The sequence below is a fragment of the Acinetobacter sp. YH12069 genome, assembly GCF_013419675.1.
Classification (GTDB): Bacteria; Pseudomonadota; Gammaproteobacteria; order Pseudomonadales; family Moraxellaceae; genus Acinetobacter; species Acinetobacter amyesii.
In genome coordinates this window covers 32,949-49,739 of sequence record NZ_VOZS01000005.1, presented here as the reverse complement: position 1 = coordinate 49,739, position 16,791 = coordinate 32,949, and the positions used below count along the sequence as shown (strand labels likewise).

Annotated in this window: 15 protein-coding genes; 5 read left to right on the top strand and 10 right to left on the bottom strand. The window is 40.2% G+C overall.

The annotated features are described in order from the left end of the window. The first annotated feature begins 96 nt into the window (after positions 1 to 96). Both FTU16_RS04170 and FTU16_RS04165 read left to right on the top strand, forming a co-directional pair. Positions 97 to 1,350 (top strand): exonuclease SbcCD subunit D C-terminal domain-containing protein, encoded by a 1,254-nt coding sequence (locus FTU16_RS04170; RefSeq protein WP_373683884.1) that lies wholly within the window; start codon positions 97 to 99, stop codon positions 1,348 to 1,350. 9 nt (positions 1,351 to 1,359) lie between these two features. Next, positions 1,360 to 4,953 (top strand): AAA family ATPase, encoded by a 3,594-nt coding sequence (locus tag FTU16_RS04165; protein WP_180026561.1) that lies wholly within the window; start codon positions 1,360 to 1,362, stop codon positions 4,951 to 4,953. A 48-nt stretch (positions 4,954 to 5,001) separates the two neighbouring features. Here the strand turns inward: FTU16_RS04165 and FTU16_RS04160 are convergent, their stop codons facing one another. After that, positions 5,002 to 5,802 (bottom strand): thioesterase family protein, encoded by an 801-nt coding sequence (locus tag FTU16_RS04160; RefSeq protein ID WP_078193098.1) that lies wholly within the window; start codon positions 5,800 to 5,802, stop codon positions 5,002 to 5,004. 193 nt (positions 5,803 to 5,995) lie between these two features. Further along, on the bottom strand, positions 5,996 to 6,682 hold the full coding sequence (locus FTU16_RS04155) for a YggS family pyridoxal phosphate-dependent enzyme (protein WP_180162761.1): 687 nt from the start codon (positions 6,680 to 6,682) through the stop codon (positions 5,996 to 5,998). A 125-nt stretch (positions 6,683 to 6,807) separates the two neighbouring features. On the opposite strand from FTU16_RS04155, the gene FTU16_RS04150 reads away from it, so the two are divergent. Together FTU16_RS04150 and FTU16_RS04145 are read left to right on the top strand one after the other, a co-directional pair. Further along, positions 6,808 to 7,845 carry a type IV pilus twitching motility protein PilT gene (locus FTU16_RS04150; protein ID WP_078190026.1) on the top strand — a complete coding sequence of 346 codons (1,038 nt, stop codon included), beginning with the start codon at positions 6,808 to 6,810 and terminating at the stop codon, positions 7,843 to 7,845. A gap of 27 nt (positions 7,846 to 7,872) precedes the next feature. After that, entirely contained in the window at positions 7,873 to 8,994 is a 1,122-nt protein-coding gene (locus FTU16_RS04145; protein WP_168379063.1) for a PilT/PilU family type 4a pilus ATPase, read from the top strand. Positions 8,995 to 9,072: 78 nt separating this feature from the next. Here the strand turns inward: FTU16_RS04145 and fur are convergent, their stop codons facing one another. Further along, positions 9,073 to 9,510: a ferric iron uptake transcriptional regulator gene (gene fur / locus FTU16_RS04140; protein WP_078193101.1), complete on the bottom strand. Its 438-nt coding sequence runs from the start codon at positions 9,508 to 9,510 to the stop codon at positions 9,073 to 9,075. Positions 9,511 to 9,622: 112 nt separating this feature from the next. On the opposite strand from fur, the gene FTU16_RS04135 reads away from it, so the two are divergent. After that, positions 9,623 to 10,021 carry an outer membrane protein assembly factor BamE gene (locus FTU16_RS04135; protein ID WP_078193102.1) on the top strand — a complete coding sequence of 133 codons (399 nt, stop codon included), beginning with the start codon at positions 9,623 to 9,625 and terminating at the stop codon, positions 10,019 to 10,021. Positions 10,022 to 10,064: 43 nt separating this feature from the next. Here FTU16_RS04135 and FTU16_RS04130 read toward each other — a convergent pair whose 3' ends face one another. The 7 genes from FTU16_RS04130 to dut form a co-directional block, all read right to left on the bottom strand. Further along, the gene (locus tag FTU16_RS04130; protein WP_180162760.1) at positions 10,065 to 10,391 is read right to left on the bottom strand and encodes an RnfH family protein; all 327 of its coding nucleotides are present in this window, start codon (positions 10,389 to 10,391) and stop codon (positions 10,065 to 10,067) included. After that, entirely contained in the window at positions 10,391 to 11,473 is a 1,083-nt protein-coding gene (locus tag FTU16_RS04125; RefSeq protein ID WP_180134772.1) for a hypothetical protein, read from the bottom strand. Before FTU16_RS04125 ends, FTU16_RS04130 begins: the two co-directional genes overlap by 1 nt. 142 nt (positions 11,474 to 11,615) lie before the next feature. Further along, positions 11,616 to 12,071, bottom strand: a complete 456-nt coding sequence (locus FTU16_RS04120) for a bacteriohemerythrin (RefSeq protein WP_078190032.1) — start codon at positions 12,069 to 12,071, stop codon at positions 11,616 to 11,618. 263 nt (positions 12,072 to 12,334) lie between these two features. Continuing rightward, complete coding sequence (locus FTU16_RS04115) at positions 12,335 to 13,183, bottom strand: class II glutamine amidotransferase (protein ID WP_180162759.1); 849 nt, start codon at positions 13,181 to 13,183, stop codon at positions 12,335 to 12,337. A gap of 209 nt (positions 13,184 to 13,392) precedes the next feature. Continuing rightward, the gene (gene argB, locus FTU16_RS04110; protein ID WP_078190033.1) at positions 13,393 to 14,301 is read right to left on the bottom strand and encodes an acetylglutamate kinase; all 909 of its coding nucleotides are present in this window, start codon (positions 14,299 to 14,301) and stop codon (positions 13,393 to 13,395) included. A 10-nt stretch (positions 14,302 to 14,311) separates the two neighbouring features. Beyond that, positions 14,312 to 15,736: a phosphomannomutase/phosphoglucomutase gene (locus FTU16_RS04105; protein WP_180162758.1), complete on the bottom strand. Its 1,425-nt coding sequence runs from the start codon at positions 15,734 to 15,736 to the stop codon at positions 14,312 to 14,314. A 564-nt stretch (positions 15,737 to 16,300) separates the two neighbouring features. Further along, the gene (gene dut, locus FTU16_RS04100; RefSeq protein WP_180110805.1) at positions 16,301 to 16,753 is read right to left on the bottom strand and encodes a dUTP diphosphatase; all 453 of its coding nucleotides are present in this window, start codon (positions 16,751 to 16,753) and stop codon (positions 16,301 to 16,303) included. Positions 16,754 to 16,791: the final 38 nt, after the last annotated feature.

Here is a 16,791-nt window from a genome sequence, read left to right as displayed (position 1 = left end):
CTTAGTTTGACGTATGAATGATTAATCACCCTCGAAAATGTGAACATCTGTGATACTTTAGACCCCAATCAATTTTTTTGATTTTTGGGGGCTTGCATGACTGTTCGTTTTTTTCATACTTCTGATTGGCATTTAGGACAATTCTTCTATAACCACTCACGTGACTACGAACACGAACAGTTTCTTCATTGGTTACTCGAACAAATAGAACAAAAGCAGCCGCATGCCCTGCTGATAGCTGGCGATATTTTTGATGTCATCAACCCAGCTTCCAAAGCGCAAAAACAGCTCTATCAATTTTTAGCCGATGCGCATGTGCGTGCCCCGCACATGCAAACCCTGATGATCGCAGGCAATCATGACTCAGGTTACCGTATTGAACAAGTTGAGCCATTATTAGAAAAATACCATGCCAAAGCTGTTGGCGTGGTCCATAAAAATACTGAAGGTCAGCTCGATTTAGACCGATTACTCGTGCCTATTTATGATGAACACAAAAATATTGTGGCATGGTGTCTAACCTTACCTTTTTTACGGGCTGCCGAGATCACCGGATTCAATGATCAAACCACCAATAGCCAAAACGCTATTACCTATGTGCATCAGCAATTAATTGCGGAAGCCAAAGCACGTAAAACTTCAGATCAAGCCTTAATTTTAATGTCACATGCCCACATGCAAGGCGGTGAAACGTCGGACTCAGAGCGCCCGATTATTATTGGCAATGAAGAAGCGCTTTCGACTGCCCTATTTGATGATGTAATTGACTATGTCGCACTTGGGCATTTGCATAAACCGCAAAAAGTCGCACAGACCCATATCCGTTATAGCGGCTCACCGATTCCCCTGTCATTTAGTGAAATTAATTATAAGCACCAAGTGCTTGAGATCAGTATTGATCCAACTCAAACAGATGAATCACGCTTTCAAATGGGGTCCTTAGCAATTCCGCGCAGTGTGCAATTGCATCGCATCAAAGGCACAATTCCAGAAGTTTTGGCACAATTATCTGCTTTGGCGAACGGTGAAATTGAAGATATTGATCAGCGTGAATATGTCGAAATTGAATACCATACCGACACCCCGCCTGCACCTAATTTAAGACAGCAGTTTGAAGAGGCTTTAGCGCCGAACCGTTATCGGTTGGTGCGCATCAGCCGCCGTTATTTAAACTCAGATCAAAATAATCAGCAACAAGCCGCAATCAACCTTGATCCACCTACGCCTGAAAAATTATTCCAAAACCTTTGGGAAAAACAAGGCTATGGTGCTGATGACACCGTAATGAAAGATTTTTTAAGTTTGGTCGATGAAGCACAAAAATCACTTGAAGATGATGTGAACGCTTAAGGAATTGCCATGAAAATTTTATCTATACGTATTAAAAACTTGGCATCTTTAGCGGGTGAACATTTTATTGATTTTGAATCTGAGCCTTTAGCCAGTGCAGGCTTAGTAGCAATTATTGGCAAAACTGGTGCAGGTAAATCAACCATTTTAGATGCCATGTGTTTGGCGCTGTTTAATCGTGTGCCACGTTTAAAAGACAGCGATGGTAAACTGATCGATATCGATGGTTCAGAGTTGCCAACCAACTCACCGCAAACCGTATTACGCCGTGGCACAGGTCAAGGCTTTGCCGAGCTCAGCTTTGTTGCCCAAGACCAAAAAGTCTATTCAGCGCGTTGGGAAATTAAACGTGCCCGTGAAAACCCAAATGGCAAATTGCAAAGCGTACAGCGTTCACTGAAATGCTTAACGGATGGCAGTGTCGTTGCAGATAAAACTAAAGCGGTTGAGAGCCAAATTTTACGCATTACTCAACTCAGTTTTGAGCAATTTACTCGTGCTGTTTTACTGGCTCAGTCAGAAGTGACCGCTTTTTTAAAAGCGCGTGATAATGAACGTGGCGAGCTATTGGAATATCTGACCAATTCCAGTATTTTCGGAAAAATTGGTCAATTGGCCTTTGAAAAAACTAAACAAATTGCCAATCAGCGTAAAGAGCTGGAAAATGTTTTAGGACATATTGAAATATTGTCTGATGAAGATCTAATAACAACCACGAATCAATTCAATACGGTTTCTACAGAATATAAAAAGCTGGAAATAGAAAAATCAGCGTTCGAAAAAAATCAACAGTGGTATGAACAAAAGCAAAAATACGAAACTGATGTGCAAGCACGTCAGCAACAACTACAAAATCAGCAACAACAACTTGATGCACTTGCGCCTGAAAAGCTACAACTGCAACAACTTGAACGCTTTTCATCTATACGCCCAAGTGTAATTCAACAAAAAAATATCAAGCTTGAAATTGCACAATTACAGCCGCAATTGACACATGCACAACAGCATTTTTCAGAGATTGAACAACAATTCAACGCTGAAAAAACCATCTTTGAAAAAATAGATACAGAACAAAAACAACAGCATCAATTTGAGATTCAACATCAAGACAAAATTAAACTGGTGCGTGACCGGATTGCTGAACGTCTTGTATTGGTAGATCAATTACGCAAAGCGCAAGGTGATTTTAAAGAGATTGAAAACCAACTTGTTCCGCATATCAACAATGAAAAACAGATGAAGGAACAGCTTGAGCAACTGCAAACCAATATTGCTCAACACACGGCACAGCTAGAAAGTTCAAATCACTTTGCCTCACTCGATGATGCACTTTCAGCGCATATCACACAGACTCAACGATTTATTCAAAGTTATGCACAATTTGAAAAAAATTATGGCAATGTGCAACAAGCCAATACACAATTACAGACACAACAAAAACAACTTGAAAAATTAACGCAAACATTTGGGCAAGAAGATGCGCTCAATCAGAAAATTTCATCACTACGTTACGAACGTGACCAGCTTTTACAAAAATTAAATCAGCTCAATGTTGTTCAGCAACAATGGCAAAGCTTCCAAAATATTGATGCTGAAAACAATAATCTCATGACGGTGAAACGTACACTAGCTCAGCAAATTAAACAAAGTCATACGCAGCTAAAAACGGCCGAACTTACCTATCAAACGCAGAAAAATGAGCGTGAAAAACTGCAACACATGTTGCAACAACAGCGCTTACTGAATACGGAAAATATTGAAAAATTGCGTGCAGATTTGGTCGATGGCGAAGCGTGTTTAGTCTGTGGAAGTACCCATCATCCTTATTCAGAAAAAGAAGCTTTTTCTGATGAATTACTGAAACTACAAACGCAACAAGAACAACAAGCACTTGCATTGGAAAAAGTGGCTTTCGAGGCTTGGCAAAAATTACAAACCACCTCCACTCAGCAAACCGCGTTAATGGATGCCAATGCGCAACAGCTAGCGACCTTAAAAATACAACTTGATCAGGCAAAAAATGCGCTTCAACAACAATTAAATATTCTAAATATTTCTTTTGATTTTTCACATCAGCATGAAGCCTTGGCGCAACTGATTCAGACAAGAATCAATGAATCACAACAAGCGCAAAAACAAACTGAAGATGCCTTAATTTCACATGAAAATGCTCAAAAACAAAGTCATGCACTCATAACTTCAATTCAACAAACCACACAGCACTTATCCAGTGTGCAACAAGCTGAAATCAATATTCAGCATATTCTCATTGTGTTGAATGACGTAGAAAAAAAATTATGGGAACAGTCGACTTTAAGCGCGGCTGAACAGATTTATCACACACTACAACAACGTCAAAATTACTTAAAGCAACGCCACGAGTTAAATACTCAATATAATCAAACTTCACAACAGCTTGAGCACTATCAGCAACAAATTAAATTTAGTCAGGAAAAAATTCAAACGGCTCAAAATCTAATTGAAAATTTAACAATTGAGGGCAAAAAAAATAGTGATATTGCGATTCAAACTATTTTTGAGATGACCCAAACACAAGTTGAAAAACCACATGATTGGTTAAATGATTTTGACCAAAACAGACAACTGTTACAGACGAGATTCAATCAGGCTCGTCAAACATTCGATCAAGTACGTCAAGCCTTTGAAACCAGTCAAAGTCGCTTAAAAGAATACCTCACCCAGCAAACACAATTAGTCACTCAAATGAGGCATGTTGAAAATACGCTTCAACAATGGATGAGCCAAAATTCAGAATTTAGTGAAACGCTGTTAGCGCAACTTAGTGCAATTTCATATGAACAAGAACAGCAGCTTAAACAGCGTGTTTTAAATGCAGAACGTGCCTATTCAGATGCTCAAGCAGGTATTCAGGCTATTCAAGAAACGTTGAAACAGCATTTAAAAACACAGCCTGAAATACAAATTTTACAAATCGAGCGTGTCATTGCACTAAATCTTAAAGCCCTTGCAGAACAGCAAGAACTTAGAGATCAACTTAAAAGTAAGTTAGATGTTCATTTTTCTAACCTCAGCAAACAAAAACAATTTGCCGATCAGATTCAACAGATCCAATCTGAAGAACATCGTTGGAATAAAATTTCGAGCTTAATGGGCGATGCAACGGGCAAGAAGTTCCGTGATTTGGCGCAGCAATATAACCTTGATATTTTAATCGAGTATGCTAACCAGCAATTGGCGATACTTTCACAGCGCTATACCTTAAAGCGCCTTGAAAATTCCTTAAGTCTAGCCATTATCGATCATGACATGGATGGCGAAACTCGCTCTGTCTCTTCGCTTTCAGGTGGTGAGTCGTTCTTAACAGCACTCGCTTTATCCTTAGCCATTGCAAGCATGGCATCAGGTACAACAAAAATTGAAAGCCTATTTATTGACGAAGGATTTGGTACGCTAGACGCTTCAAGTCTGCACATGGTGATGAATGCTCTGGATCAGTTGCAAAACCAAGGGCGTAAAGTCGTGCTAATTTCTCACATTCAAGAAATGCACGAACGAATCCCTGTGCAAATTCAAGTCAATCCTGTCGGAGCAGGTGCAAGCACCATCCAAATCGTATCTTAAAAAAAGCCTGCTTAAAGCAGGCTTTATAATTTTTGATTCTCTAGATCATTACGTCCCGAGTGGACGTAGCGTTAAAATCTGTTCACTACGCCCAAATGGGCCATGGACATCATGCAATACAGAACTACTCAAACCAACACCATCCGCTCCATACTGCTGCACGGTTTCCAGACCTAACCACTGTCCCTGTGGTAAACGGTGCAAATGGATTTGTAGATCCAGATTTGGAAAGCCCCAGCCAAATGGCCAATCCTGACGCGGAACAATACCATTGGCGGTATCAACCATGCCCATTAAACGGACAAAATCAGCAGTCGGCTCACCTTCAACCATGTCATGCTGTGTTCTCAGCCACACAATGCCTTGACCTGCACGGCGCCCATGGCTTCTTGCTTCAATCGACTGAATATATCCCCCCGGCCACTGACGGATACCGTCCCAAATCGGCGCAGTTTCTGGCCCAGTCACATCAGCATCCTCCAAACCTTTCACGGACTGGCTATTTTGCGTCATCATGCGCCAAGTGCGTGCCACAATGCAGGTTTTGCCCTGAGCCCGCATTTCAGATTCAATCAGTTCAATGGTTTTTCCCGGACGAATCACTTGCGTGATTATTTCAAACTCGCCAGCAGGAATTAAGCCCAAAATATCGAGGCTAATGCGCCCGATACGCATATCATGACGTGGTGAAAAACGGTCTAATTCAGCACAAATAATGCCTGTAGCTGGTGCCATGTGTTGCTCATGTGCATTCCATGCACCTTGTGCTAAATTGGTCGAATGGTAATGTGCCGTGACACAGCCTTGCGCATCTACGTCGCGTTGAATCAACTGATAATATGCCGTCATGAACTTCCCTATTTGTCCAAGTGTGAATTACTTCAATATCAAAAACATCCTGATTATTTTGTACTCAACTTTAATGGAAAGTTCAAATTAAAAGGCTCACTTTGAACCCATAGGTTTCATCTATTGTGAAAATTTATCTGCTGTGCTTACACTTTATAAGCCTAGTTTTTGAAAGCAGGCTGAATCTTCTGTCCTATTTTGAATAATCACGTGCGCCAAACAATGCTGTCCCCACGCGAACCATCGTTGAACCCGCAGCAATCGCATCAGTCATATCGCCTGACATCCCCATACTTAATGTATCCCAATCTTCAGGTTTCGCATGCTGTGCTTTGACGTGTTCAAAGAGCATTTTGGCATCAGCAAACGCTTGCGGATTGTTTGGAGCAGGAATCACCATCAGTCCACGTAAGCGTAAATTCGGTAGCGTAGAAATCTGTGCGACCAAACCTGCTACTTCATTCGGCTGACAGCCATCCTTCGTATCTTGCGCATCAATATTGACTTGTAGGCAAATATTCAAAGGTGCTTGGCTTGCGTCTCGCTGACTCGATAAACGCTCCGCAATAATTAAACGGTCTACCCCATGCACCCACGCAAATTTTTCAGCCAAATGTTTGGTTTTATTGCGCTGCACATGGCCTATAAAATGCCACTCAATTTCTAAATCCGCCAAAGCCTCAATTTTTTCAAGTGCTTCTTGCAGATAGTTTTCACCAAATGATCGTTGCCCCGTTGCATACATTTCTCTTAGCATTTCAGCAGGATGCGTCTTAGATACAGCCAATAATTCAACCGACTGCTGTGGTCGACCCGCAAGTTGGCAAGCCTGCTCAATTTGCTGCAAAACTTGATTTCGTGCTTCTTGAAGTATATTCATTGACGAGGTTCTCATTTCATTCATCTTTTTTTGCATTGCCCTTCAACTAAGTGTTGGTTAAGCTGTGGGAAAGCCTTATTATTCTATCAAAATAATTAAGATTTAATTTTTATCTCGGGGATTTTATGGACATTACAGAACTATTGGCCTTTGCTGCCAAAAATAACGCTTCGGATTTACATTTATCTTCTGGTATGCCACCAATGATTCGTGTGGATGGTGAAGTTCGTCGTATCAACCTACCTGCTCTTGAACATAAAGAAGTACACAAATTGGTTTACGACATCATGAACGATAAACAGCGTCGTGATTACGAAGAAAAATTAGAAACTGACTTTTCATTTGAAGTCCCTGGTGTGGCACGTTTCCGTGTGAACGCATTTAACCAAAACCGTGGTGCTGGTGCCGTTTTCCGTACCATTCCTTCAAAAGTATTAACCATTGAAGATCTTGGCATGGGCCAAATCTTTAAAGATATTTGTGAATATCCACGTGGCATCGTACTGGTGACCGGTCCAACGGGTTCGGGTAAATCAACCACGCTTGCTGCGATGGTCGATTACATTAACGACAACCGATATGACCATATTCTAACGGTCGAAGACCCGATAGAATTTGTACACGAATCTAAAAAATGTTTGGTCAACCAACGTGAAGTACACCGTGATACCCACGGCTTTAACGAAGCACTTCGTTCCGCACTGCGTGAAGACCCGGATATTATCTTAGTCGGTGAGATGCGTGACCTTGAAACCATTCGTTTGGCACTGACAGCCGCTGAAACAGGTCACTTGGTCTTCGGTACACTCCATACAACCTCTGCCGCAAAAACCATTGACCGTGTGATTGACGTATTCCCTGCTGAAGAAAAAGACATGGTTCGTGCCATGTTATCTGAATCACTTCAAGCCGTAATTTCACAAACCCTACTCAAGAAAAATGGTGGCGGTCGTGTGGCTGCGCATGAAATCATGATCGGTATTCCTGCGATCCGTAACTTGATTCGTGAAAACAAAGTTGCGCAAATGTATTCTGCGATTCAAACCGGTGCCAACTACGGTATGACCACCCTCGATCAAAGCCTAAAAAATCTTGTCGCGAAAGGCATTATTAGTACGCAGACTGCACGGACTGCAGCGAAGCAACCCGAATCTTTCTTGTAATTTTTTTATTTTTCTGGGGCGATCGTTATGGATTTTAACGGCTTACTTGATTATATGGTGGAGAAAAAAGCATCGGATTTGTTTATTACAGCCGATGTTGAACCCTCGATTAAGATCAATGGGCAAATTTTGCCAATTGGCTCGACTAAGTTACCGGGCCCGACTGTCGGTCAAATCTTACATTCGATTATGTCTGACAAACAGCGTAAGGAATTTGCCGATACGCGCGAATGTAACTTTGCCATTAGTAATACCAGTAAATCTGCTCGTTTTCGTGTCAGCGCCTTTCAACAACGTGACCAGCCAGGTATGGTGCTGCGTCGTATCGAAACTGTCATTCCAACGATGGATGAGTTGAAATTACCGCCGATTTTAAAAGAATTAGCGATGACCAAGCGTGGAATTATCATTTTCGTAGGTGCAACGGGTACAGGTAAATCAACCTCTTTGGCATCTTTGATTGGCTATCGTAATGAAAATAGCAAAGGTCATATCATTACGATTGAAGACCCGATTGAATTTGTACACCAACACCGAGGCTGTATCATTACCCAACGTGAAGTGGGTATTGATACCGACTCTTTCGAAGTTGCCTTAAAGAATACGCTACGTCAGGCACCTGACGTGATTCTGATTGGTGAGATTCGTTCACGAGAAACCATGGACTATGCGATTGCCTTTGCTGAAACCGGTCACTTGGTTTTTGCAACACTGCATGCCAACAACGCCAACCAGGCCATCGATCGTATCATTCACTTCTTTGAAGCAGATCGTCATAGTCAGCTATTCATGGACTTGTCTTTGAACTTAAAAGCAATGGTTGCGCAGCAGTTGATTCCAACCATTGATGGTAATTCACGTCGTGCTGCCATTGAGATTTTGATCAACTCACCTTTAATTTCAGACTTAATCCGTAAGGGTGAAGTGCATGAAATTAAAGACCTGATGAAGCGTTCTCGTGAACTAGGTATGCAAACCTTTGACCAAGCCTTATATGACCTTTATAAAGCCAAGCAAATTAGCTACAAAGATGCGCTCAAACATGCCGACTCACCGAACGACCTGCGTCTACAAATTAAATTGTCTGAAGAAGGCGGTGAGCATTTACTGCGTGCAAATTCAAATATTACCTTTGATGGTCAACATTAATTTTGCTTAAACGCTTTCGGAAATAAAAAACAGACTTCACATGAAGTCTGTTTTTTATTCATTCTCATCCGCATCGGATTATTTTTTACGATATGCTTCTTGGCATTCAGGCGCATCACAATAGCCATAAAGATTTAATGAGTGACCTGTAAGTTGGAAACCAAATTTTTCTGCCACTTGATGTTGCTCATGCTCAATCACATCATTAGTAAATTCCACCACTTTATTGCAGTTTTGACACACAATATGGTCATGGTGATCTTCTTGCATAATCTCAAAAACAGAATGATTGTTTTCAAAATGATGGCGTTGAATAATACCTGCAGCTTCAAACTGTGTTAACACGCGATACACAGTTGCTAAACCCACATCTTCACCCTGTTCAAGTAAAGTCTTATAAATATCTTCTGCGCTTAAGTGATGTTGTCTTGAATTTTCAAGCAATTCCAATATTTTAATTCGTGGAAGTGTAACTTTAAGTCCAGCTTTACGTAAATCTTGATTTGAAATAGGCATGAAAAAAGGTCTCTCAACAAAATTAAAGTTGGAATATGCAACAAAGTTTAGATGCAGTATGATCTATCCTTGGATCAAATGCATCATAATTAATTTGGGATAGTTTAGCAAAATGCAAAAAATCATGCTGACGTTATTCGTCACTTCATTGCTCGTAGGCTGTTCAACCTTGGGCGTTTATAAAGTTGATATTCCACAAGGTACACCTTTAACTCAAGCACAAGCGGCTAAAATTCAAGTGGGAATGAGCCACCAACAAGTTCGCTTTTTGCTAGGTAGTCCAACTGTTGCCGATCCAATGAATCCGTTACGTTGGGACTACATTTATAAGTATACCCCAGGAACATATGCTAAAAAAGCCAAGATTCCTGCTGCACATGGTCAACACTTAAAAATCTTCTTTGACCAAAACGGTATCGTTCAAAAAATTGAAGGCTTAGAAACCATTCCAGAGTCTCAACCGGGCTTACCAGGTTCTAAAGAAGCGATTTTAACTGCGCCACCACTATAGTCGCTTTCAGATAAAAATAAACCCCTAAATTTAGGGGTTTTTTTTATAAGTACAATTGTTTGAAACGATTGCCTCGACAATAACGACCAACGGGATTTTTCTTGGCGCGATTACGACGAATATCTTTCGGATTAATGGTTAATGCACGATAGATTTCGACACGATCACCTGCTTCAAGTAACTGAGATGAATCGCTTACACGCGCCCCGAAGATTCCTAGTGTTAACTCTTCGGGTAATTCAACTTGCTGTCGAATACCACTTTGCATAATGGCATCTTCAGCAGTCATACCGGGGTTAAAGCTCAGCGGAATTAATATCTGCTGTTCAACGCCTGCATAAGCCACCCACACTTGTAACTGAGCGGTCATTAGAATAACTGCCCAACTACAGCTACTAATGCCAATACTATCGACAAGGGTAAGACGATTCGTACGGCAATACGCCAAATATTATAGAAAGCTTCATGACTGAAGTTCATTGACTTACGTAGATGACTAATCTTCATAATCCAACCTGCGAAAATCGCATAAATCAGACAAATAATTAAGCCCCAAATCAACAAGGCAATATTAAATACTGGAACAACAGTGCTCAGTGCCCATACAAAAACCGCGACCAATAAAATCGCCCATTGCACCATTACGGCCAATTGGCGTTGTTGTAATTGTTCACGTGCCATTTGAATCAGCAATGCTGAAGCAGCAACCAAACCCACAACCAATGCTAAAGCAGGTACTTGTGTTTTTGCTGCGAAAAAAGCAAAAGCAATCACTGCCAAGAGTTGAGCGATCCAAATTGGAAATACCGTTTTGCTTGCAATCTCTTGTTGCTTCACGGCTGGCAAACTTGACTGCCAATACAAGCCCATCCCCAAACCACTTGCTACGAGCGCCAAAACAGTTGCATTGCCCCACTCACTAAATTCGAGTGTAGTCATTTTCCATTCTGGCAATGCCGTTCCCATAACATTCGCTAAAACTACTGCAGCAATCACACCAATAGCGGTCAAAATCACTAAAAATTGGCGTGGTACAAACGACAATGCAAATGCAATGACCGCAAGGACAGCCAAAATAATGCTATAGGCAAAGCCATTAGCTGTAAAAATTGCCACATATTGCGACGCGGCTGAAAGCATGGCACCTGCTAAAAATGGAATAAATACTACGGCAAGCCAACCGACTATACGCCATTTGGGTGAAGCATCCGCATCACGTGTTAGCGAAGACAGTGCTTGAACTGCTGTAATTTTTGAACGTTTTGCTAAAGCAATTTCCAAATAACATAGCGGTAAAGCTAAAATAAGCATTGTACCTAGCCACAACAGCCAGAAATCTAGCTGACGTTCAATTTGAATACCTGTTACCGGTGCTAAAGTTGCAATAATGATAAAAGATAAACAGAACGCCATCAGTGGCGATAACCATTTCGACATCGCATTGTCCTGCATGACAAATTCCTTTGAAAATTCTAGCGCTATTTTGCCTTGCTGTGCCTTGAAAATCAAAAACAAAAAGCAAATCACCTTAAAGGTGATTTGCTGCGCAAATGATATTATTAGAATTTAATTGTTTTTATTTCATTTTTTGAGGTTATGAAAAGAAACGTGCAAACCAATTTTTGCCTTTTTTCTTTTCTTTTTCTTTGATGATACCCATCATATTTTCTTTAACCGCACCGACATAATCAGCATCATCGTGCTGAATATGGTTAATCAGCCATTTTGAAAGCACTTCATGTAATTCATTTTCAATCGCATGCCCCATTTCAAAACGGTCACGGTAAGATTCAATTTTTTTAATAAATAAATCATGTACGCGTTTATGTGGCACACGATATTTATAACCCGCTTCTTCTTGTAAAGATTCTTCGAAGGTAAAATGTGATTGCGTGTAATCAATAATGTTTTCCAGAATTTGTTTTACACGATCACGATCTGTATTTGCGTCAATGCCATCAATTTCATTGATGTAGTCAAGAATCCGTTTGTGTTGATCGTCAATCACATCGATACCAGTATTGTATTCTGGAACCCATTTCATTTTCATTACGACCACCTATAAATATGAAGGACTTATCACGTAAATTTCATCATATAATTAAAGAACTTAAATAAAAATGAAGTAAAAAGGTTGGTTTTAATTGAAATACTGCCATTTATATTGTAATCAATTGTTTTTATTATGTTAATTTATTTAATCCCGAGTATAAAGCTAAGATATTTTTTAATCAATTCAATATCTTAGAAAACACCCTTAATTCAATAAAGTGTAAGATATTCATTTTTATAATGAATATCTTTCATTCAAAATTAATACTGATCTGCACGTGTGACACGTTTTAAAGATGGGTCCAGCCGCTCACGTTCTAAACGTTCAACAACCGTCTTTGCAGCACGAATTGGACGACCATGTTGAAATAAAATCATTTCACCCGGCTCAAATGCTGTCCAAACTTCGTTTTGCGTTAGGGGTTCAGTGGTAATCACGGCAACACGGTCTTCAGGCGTAGTGACTTCACTAAAATCGACTTCAACATCAATATCAATCAACTGTGCAGGCTGAAATGGAAACTCTCGAACCAGCCAATGCAGCTTGGTAATCGCATAACTAAATAGCGCCTGCCCATTCGACAAACAAAAATTAAAGGTGCCATGTTCTGCAATTTTAGGAGAGATTTCTAATAACAGTTCAAACACCTGATCGAGTGTTGGTTCGGTATAACCAAAACGTTTCACCATTTGCTCAAGCAAATAGCAAAAGGCCAATTCACTGTCGGTATTGCCGACGGGAGTGAAGCGCCCCGTGAGCTCGGGCTGAAAGCCATACAGGTCGCCATTATGCGCAAAAATCCACTGTCTGCCCCACAATTCACGACTAAATGGATGTGAGTTTTCAAGATTAATTTTGCCTTGTGTCGCTTTACGAATGTGTGCAATCACATTGCGAGATTTAATCGGGTAGTTTCGGATCAGCTCAGCAATCGGAGACTCTACAGCAGATTGATTGTCGACAAATAAACGACATGCTTTATCTTCAAAAAAAGCGATACCAAAGCCATCACAATGATCTGAGGTAATTCCTGCTCGCTGCGAAAATCCCCGAAACGAAAAAGTAATATCGGTGGGAGTCGCACAATTCATTCCGAGCAGCTGGCACATATTGATCATTTCAGCAGTAAATCTATGATTTCTCTATTGTGCATGACAGTTTTAGTTGTTGTAAATCTAAAATAGGCGCCATTATAAGAGTTTTTATAATCCAACAGGGCAAATACATTATTTGATCTTTTCAAAAGTTACTTAGCCAACTGATAAATAATAAAAAAGCCTCAAAAGAGGCTTTTTTATATCAAAAAATGCTAAGTATCTTAAGCTTTTTTCACATTGGTTCGATTGGTGATTAATGTACCCACACCATGATCCGTAAAGATTTCAAGTAATGTTGCATGAGGTACACGACCATCAACAATATGTGCGCTGATTACGCCACCTTTGACTGCATCTAATGCACAGCCAACTTTCGGAATCATGCCGCCGTAAATCACGCCAGTTTCAATCAAACGATCGACTTCTTGGGTTGTTAACCCAGTCAGCAGATTTTTATTTTCGTCTAAAACACCCGTGATATTGGTCAAAAGAATTAGCTTTTCCGCACCCAATGCTTCAGCCACTTTACCTGCAACCAAGTCAGCATTGATGTTATAGGTGTTGCCGTCTTCGTCTACACCTAATGGTGCAATCACAGGAATAAAATCGCTTTGGGTAAACATTTCAAGTACGTCAGTTTTCACACCAACCACTTCGCCAACTAGACCTAAATCAATCTGTTTTACTGAACCATCTTCGGCAGTTTTTTCCATCAATAATTTTTGCGCACGGATCAAATTACCATCTTTACCGGTTAAACCAATCGCACGGCCACCGTGTTTATTGATTAAGTTCACAATCGATTTGTTCACGCTGCCGCCCAAGACCATCTCGACAACTTCCATCGTTGCAGGATCAGTCACGCGCATACCGTCGATACGATCAGACTCACGGCCTAATTGTTTGAGGAATGAATCCACTTGTGGACCACCGCCATGTACCACAATCGGATTTAAACCAACCGTTTTCAGCAGTACGATATCACGTGCAAATGAGCTCTCAAGCTCAGGATCGGTCATGGCATTACCACCATACTTCACTACCAGCGTCTTACCCGCAAAACGTTGAATATACGGCAAAGCTTCCGTCAGGATTTGTGCTTTGTCGATGCCAGTATGTTGATGTGGCATTTGCCTCTCCTTATTGAGCATCTGGAATGTCATGAGCAATGTCTGGATAGTGCTCAACTAACATGGAAACAAACAGATCTCGTATTTCTTTTAAGCGTGCTGATGAGTTGGCATCAAAGCGTAAAGTGAAATACTCACCTGTATTCGATGCTCGAATGATGCCAAATCCATCATCAAAATCAAGGCGTATTCCATCAATTTTACTGATTTGTGCCGGAATTCGCGCAGAATTAGCTTCAACCTGCTTTAAAACTTCCGCTGGATCATGCTGATGCGTACTGACATATAAATCTTCGGTACTAAAGCGCTCTGGATATTTCGCCAAAGCTTGTGACAATGTCAGTCCCTGAGCTTGAATATATTCTAAGACCCTTAAAGCAGCATATAGACCATCGTCATAGCCACCACCACGACCATCATTAAAAACATAATGCCCTGCGTATTCACCACCAAAAACCGCTTTGCCTTTAGATTGGGAAATATATTTTCGCAAGAAACTACTGCCCGTTCGAATCATGACAGGCTGCGCATCTAGATCAGACACGGTATCCCGAATCATTGTTGAACATTTCACATCAAATACCACTTCTGCATGTGGTTTTTGAGTCAAACAAATTTCAGCAAATAAACATAATAATCGATCTGCAGAAACCACTTTGCCAGTTTCATCAATCAGTACTAAACGATCACCATCACCATCTAACGCAATACCAATATCGGCCTTTTGCAACTGTATGGCTTGGCGGAGATGGGTTAAATGTTTGAGCTGTGATGGATCTGGAGCATGATCAGGGAAATGTCCATCAGCTTGGCAACGTAATGCCAAAACTTCACAGCCTAATTTATTTAATGATAAGGCTGCACAATGCCCAGCTGAACCATGCATGCCATCGATCACAACTTTAAGTGGTTGCTGTAAATGAATGTCATCTAAAATAAATTTCTGATAGGCCAAACAATATTCAGGCTTGATTTCGTGTGGCTCAATTTCAGTCATCAAATGCACACGTTCCGATGTAAAACAATTTCGTGCTTCGACTGCAACGTGTTGAATCATCTCTGGACAAGGTGGCTCACCTTTGATAATCCACTTGATACCATTATCTGATTTTGGATTATGACTCGCCGTCACCATAATGCCATTGCCTTGAAATTGTCCCGCAATAAAATACAACATCGGGCTTGAGCAGCAGCCAATAATTTCCGCTTCAAGGCCAGCCTCATGGTAGACTTTTTGAATTATTTTTGCATAGGTTGGACTGGTTAAACGCGCATCATAGCCAATGGCAAGTCTCTTTTGCCCTGCATCTAAATATTGTTTGACTAAGCCACAAGCAATTGACTGAACTAAATCAGCATTTAAGAGCGATATTTTCCCGCGAATGTCATATGCACGAAAAATATGTTGCGGAAAGTGACTAAACAGTGAACCCATACTATGTTCTTCTAATTACATCTTTATTAATTAAAAAATCTTAAATTCTATTGAGAATTTAAGCTTTTAATTAAAGGATAAAATCCTGAAAAAAAGTGTAGCTTTTTTATAACAATTTTAGTTAATAATCAATTAATAATATTTAAGCACTGACCAAAAATCTGACAACAATCTAACATTACTTCTTGTTTTCAAGATTATTTTCATAAATAAATCTTTGAGTTACATTTAATTAACTTGCTTATTTTCTTTTATCTAATTAAATTTTTACTTTTCCAAGATTTTTATATTCAAAATCCACTCTGTACACATATAGTAAATTGATCAAAATAAAATCACTCATCATTGATTCAGATATTCATGTCATTCAAAAGTATAAACGTATTAAGTTCATCAGAATTCAACACTCTCTGGTAGGCACCATAATCTTTCACGATAAAAATCTAGATATTATGAATAAATTTAAAATTTAAATAAAAAACCATCACGAGGATGGTTTTTTATTCGCTACTTGATTATAGGCATTTTACTTGTCAACACACTGGATCAAAAGTCTCGCGCTGATTAGTTTTTACCTGTATGACCAAAACCGCCTGCACCACGTTCAGTGGCTTCAAACTCATCTACAATATCAAACTGAGCTTGTACAACTGGCACTAAAACATATTGTGCTAAACGCTCACCCGGCTCTAGGCTAAATGTAGTTTGGCTACGGTTCCAAACAGATACCATCAATTCACCTTGGTAGTCTGAATCAATCAAACCGACCAAGTTACCCAACACGATTCCGTGTTTATGACCTAAGCCTGAACGCGGCAAAATTAAACCTGCAAAGTTAGTGTCTTCGATATAAATCGATAGGCCTGTTTTTACCAGAACAGTTTGACCCGGTTCAATTACGGTGGTTTCTTCTACACATGCACGGAGATCAAGACCTGCCGAACCTGCTGTGGCATAAGTTGGCATTGGCCATTCCGTACCTAAACGTGTGTCGAGAACTTTAACTTGAACTTTCATGGTTCATTCCTGTTTCAATAAAACGAATTTCAAAAAAT

Excerpts from the sequence above, each read along its gene's own strand:
- FTU16_RS04170 (WP_373683884.1), top strand. The coding sequence starts at position 97 with ATGACTGTTCGTTTTTTTCATACTTCTGATTGGCATTTAGGACAATTC.
- FTU16_RS04165 (WP_180026561.1), top strand. The coding sequence starts at position 1,360 with ATGAAAATTTTATCTATACGTATTAAAAACTTGGCATCTTTAGCGGGT.
- FTU16_RS04160 (WP_078193098.1), bottom strand. The coding sequence starts at position 5,802 with ATGACGGCATATTATCAGTTGATTCAACGCGACGTAGATGCGCAAGGC.
- FTU16_RS04155 (WP_180162761.1), bottom strand. The coding sequence starts at position 6,682 with ATGAATATACTTCAAGAAGCACGAAATCAAGTTTTGCAGCAAATTGAG.
- FTU16_RS04150 (WP_078190026.1), top strand. The coding sequence starts at position 6,808 with ATGGACATTACAGAACTATTGGCCTTTGCTGCCAAAAATAACGCTTCG.
- FTU16_RS04145 (WP_168379063.1), top strand. The coding sequence starts at position 7,873 with ATGGATTTTAACGGCTTACTTGATTATATGGTGGAGAAAAAAGCATCG.
- fur (WP_078193101.1), bottom strand. The coding sequence starts at position 9,510 with ATGCCTATTTCAAATCAAGATTTACGTAAAGCTGGACTTAAAGTTACA.
- FTU16_RS04135 (WP_078193102.1), top strand. The coding sequence starts at position 9,623 with ATGCAAAAAATCATGCTGACGTTATTCGTCACTTCATTGCTCGTAGGC.
- FTU16_RS04130 (WP_180162760.1), bottom strand. The coding sequence starts at position 10,391 with ATGACCGCTCAGTTACAAGTGTGGGTGGCTTATGCAGGCGTTGAACAG.
- FTU16_RS04125 (WP_180134772.1), bottom strand. The coding sequence starts at position 11,473 with ATGCAGGACAATGCGATGTCGAAATGGTTATCGCCACTGATGGCGTTC.
- FTU16_RS04120 (WP_078190032.1), bottom strand. The coding sequence starts at position 12,071 with ATGAAAATGAAATGGGTTCCAGAATACAATACTGGTATCGATGTGATT.
- FTU16_RS04115 (WP_180162759.1), bottom strand. The coding sequence starts at position 13,183 with ATGTGCCAGCTGCTCGGAATGAATTGTGCGACTCCCACCGATATTACT.
- argB (WP_078190033.1), bottom strand. The coding sequence starts at position 14,301 with ATGCCACATCAACATACTGGCATCGACAAAGCACAAATCCTGACGGAA.
- FTU16_RS04105 (WP_180162758.1), bottom strand. The coding sequence starts at position 15,736 with ATGGGTTCACTGTTTAGTCACTTTCCGCAACATATTTTTCGTGCATAT.
- dut (WP_180110805.1), bottom strand. The coding sequence starts at position 16,753 with ATGAAAGTTCAAGTTAAAGTTCTCGACACACGTTTAGGTACGGAATGG.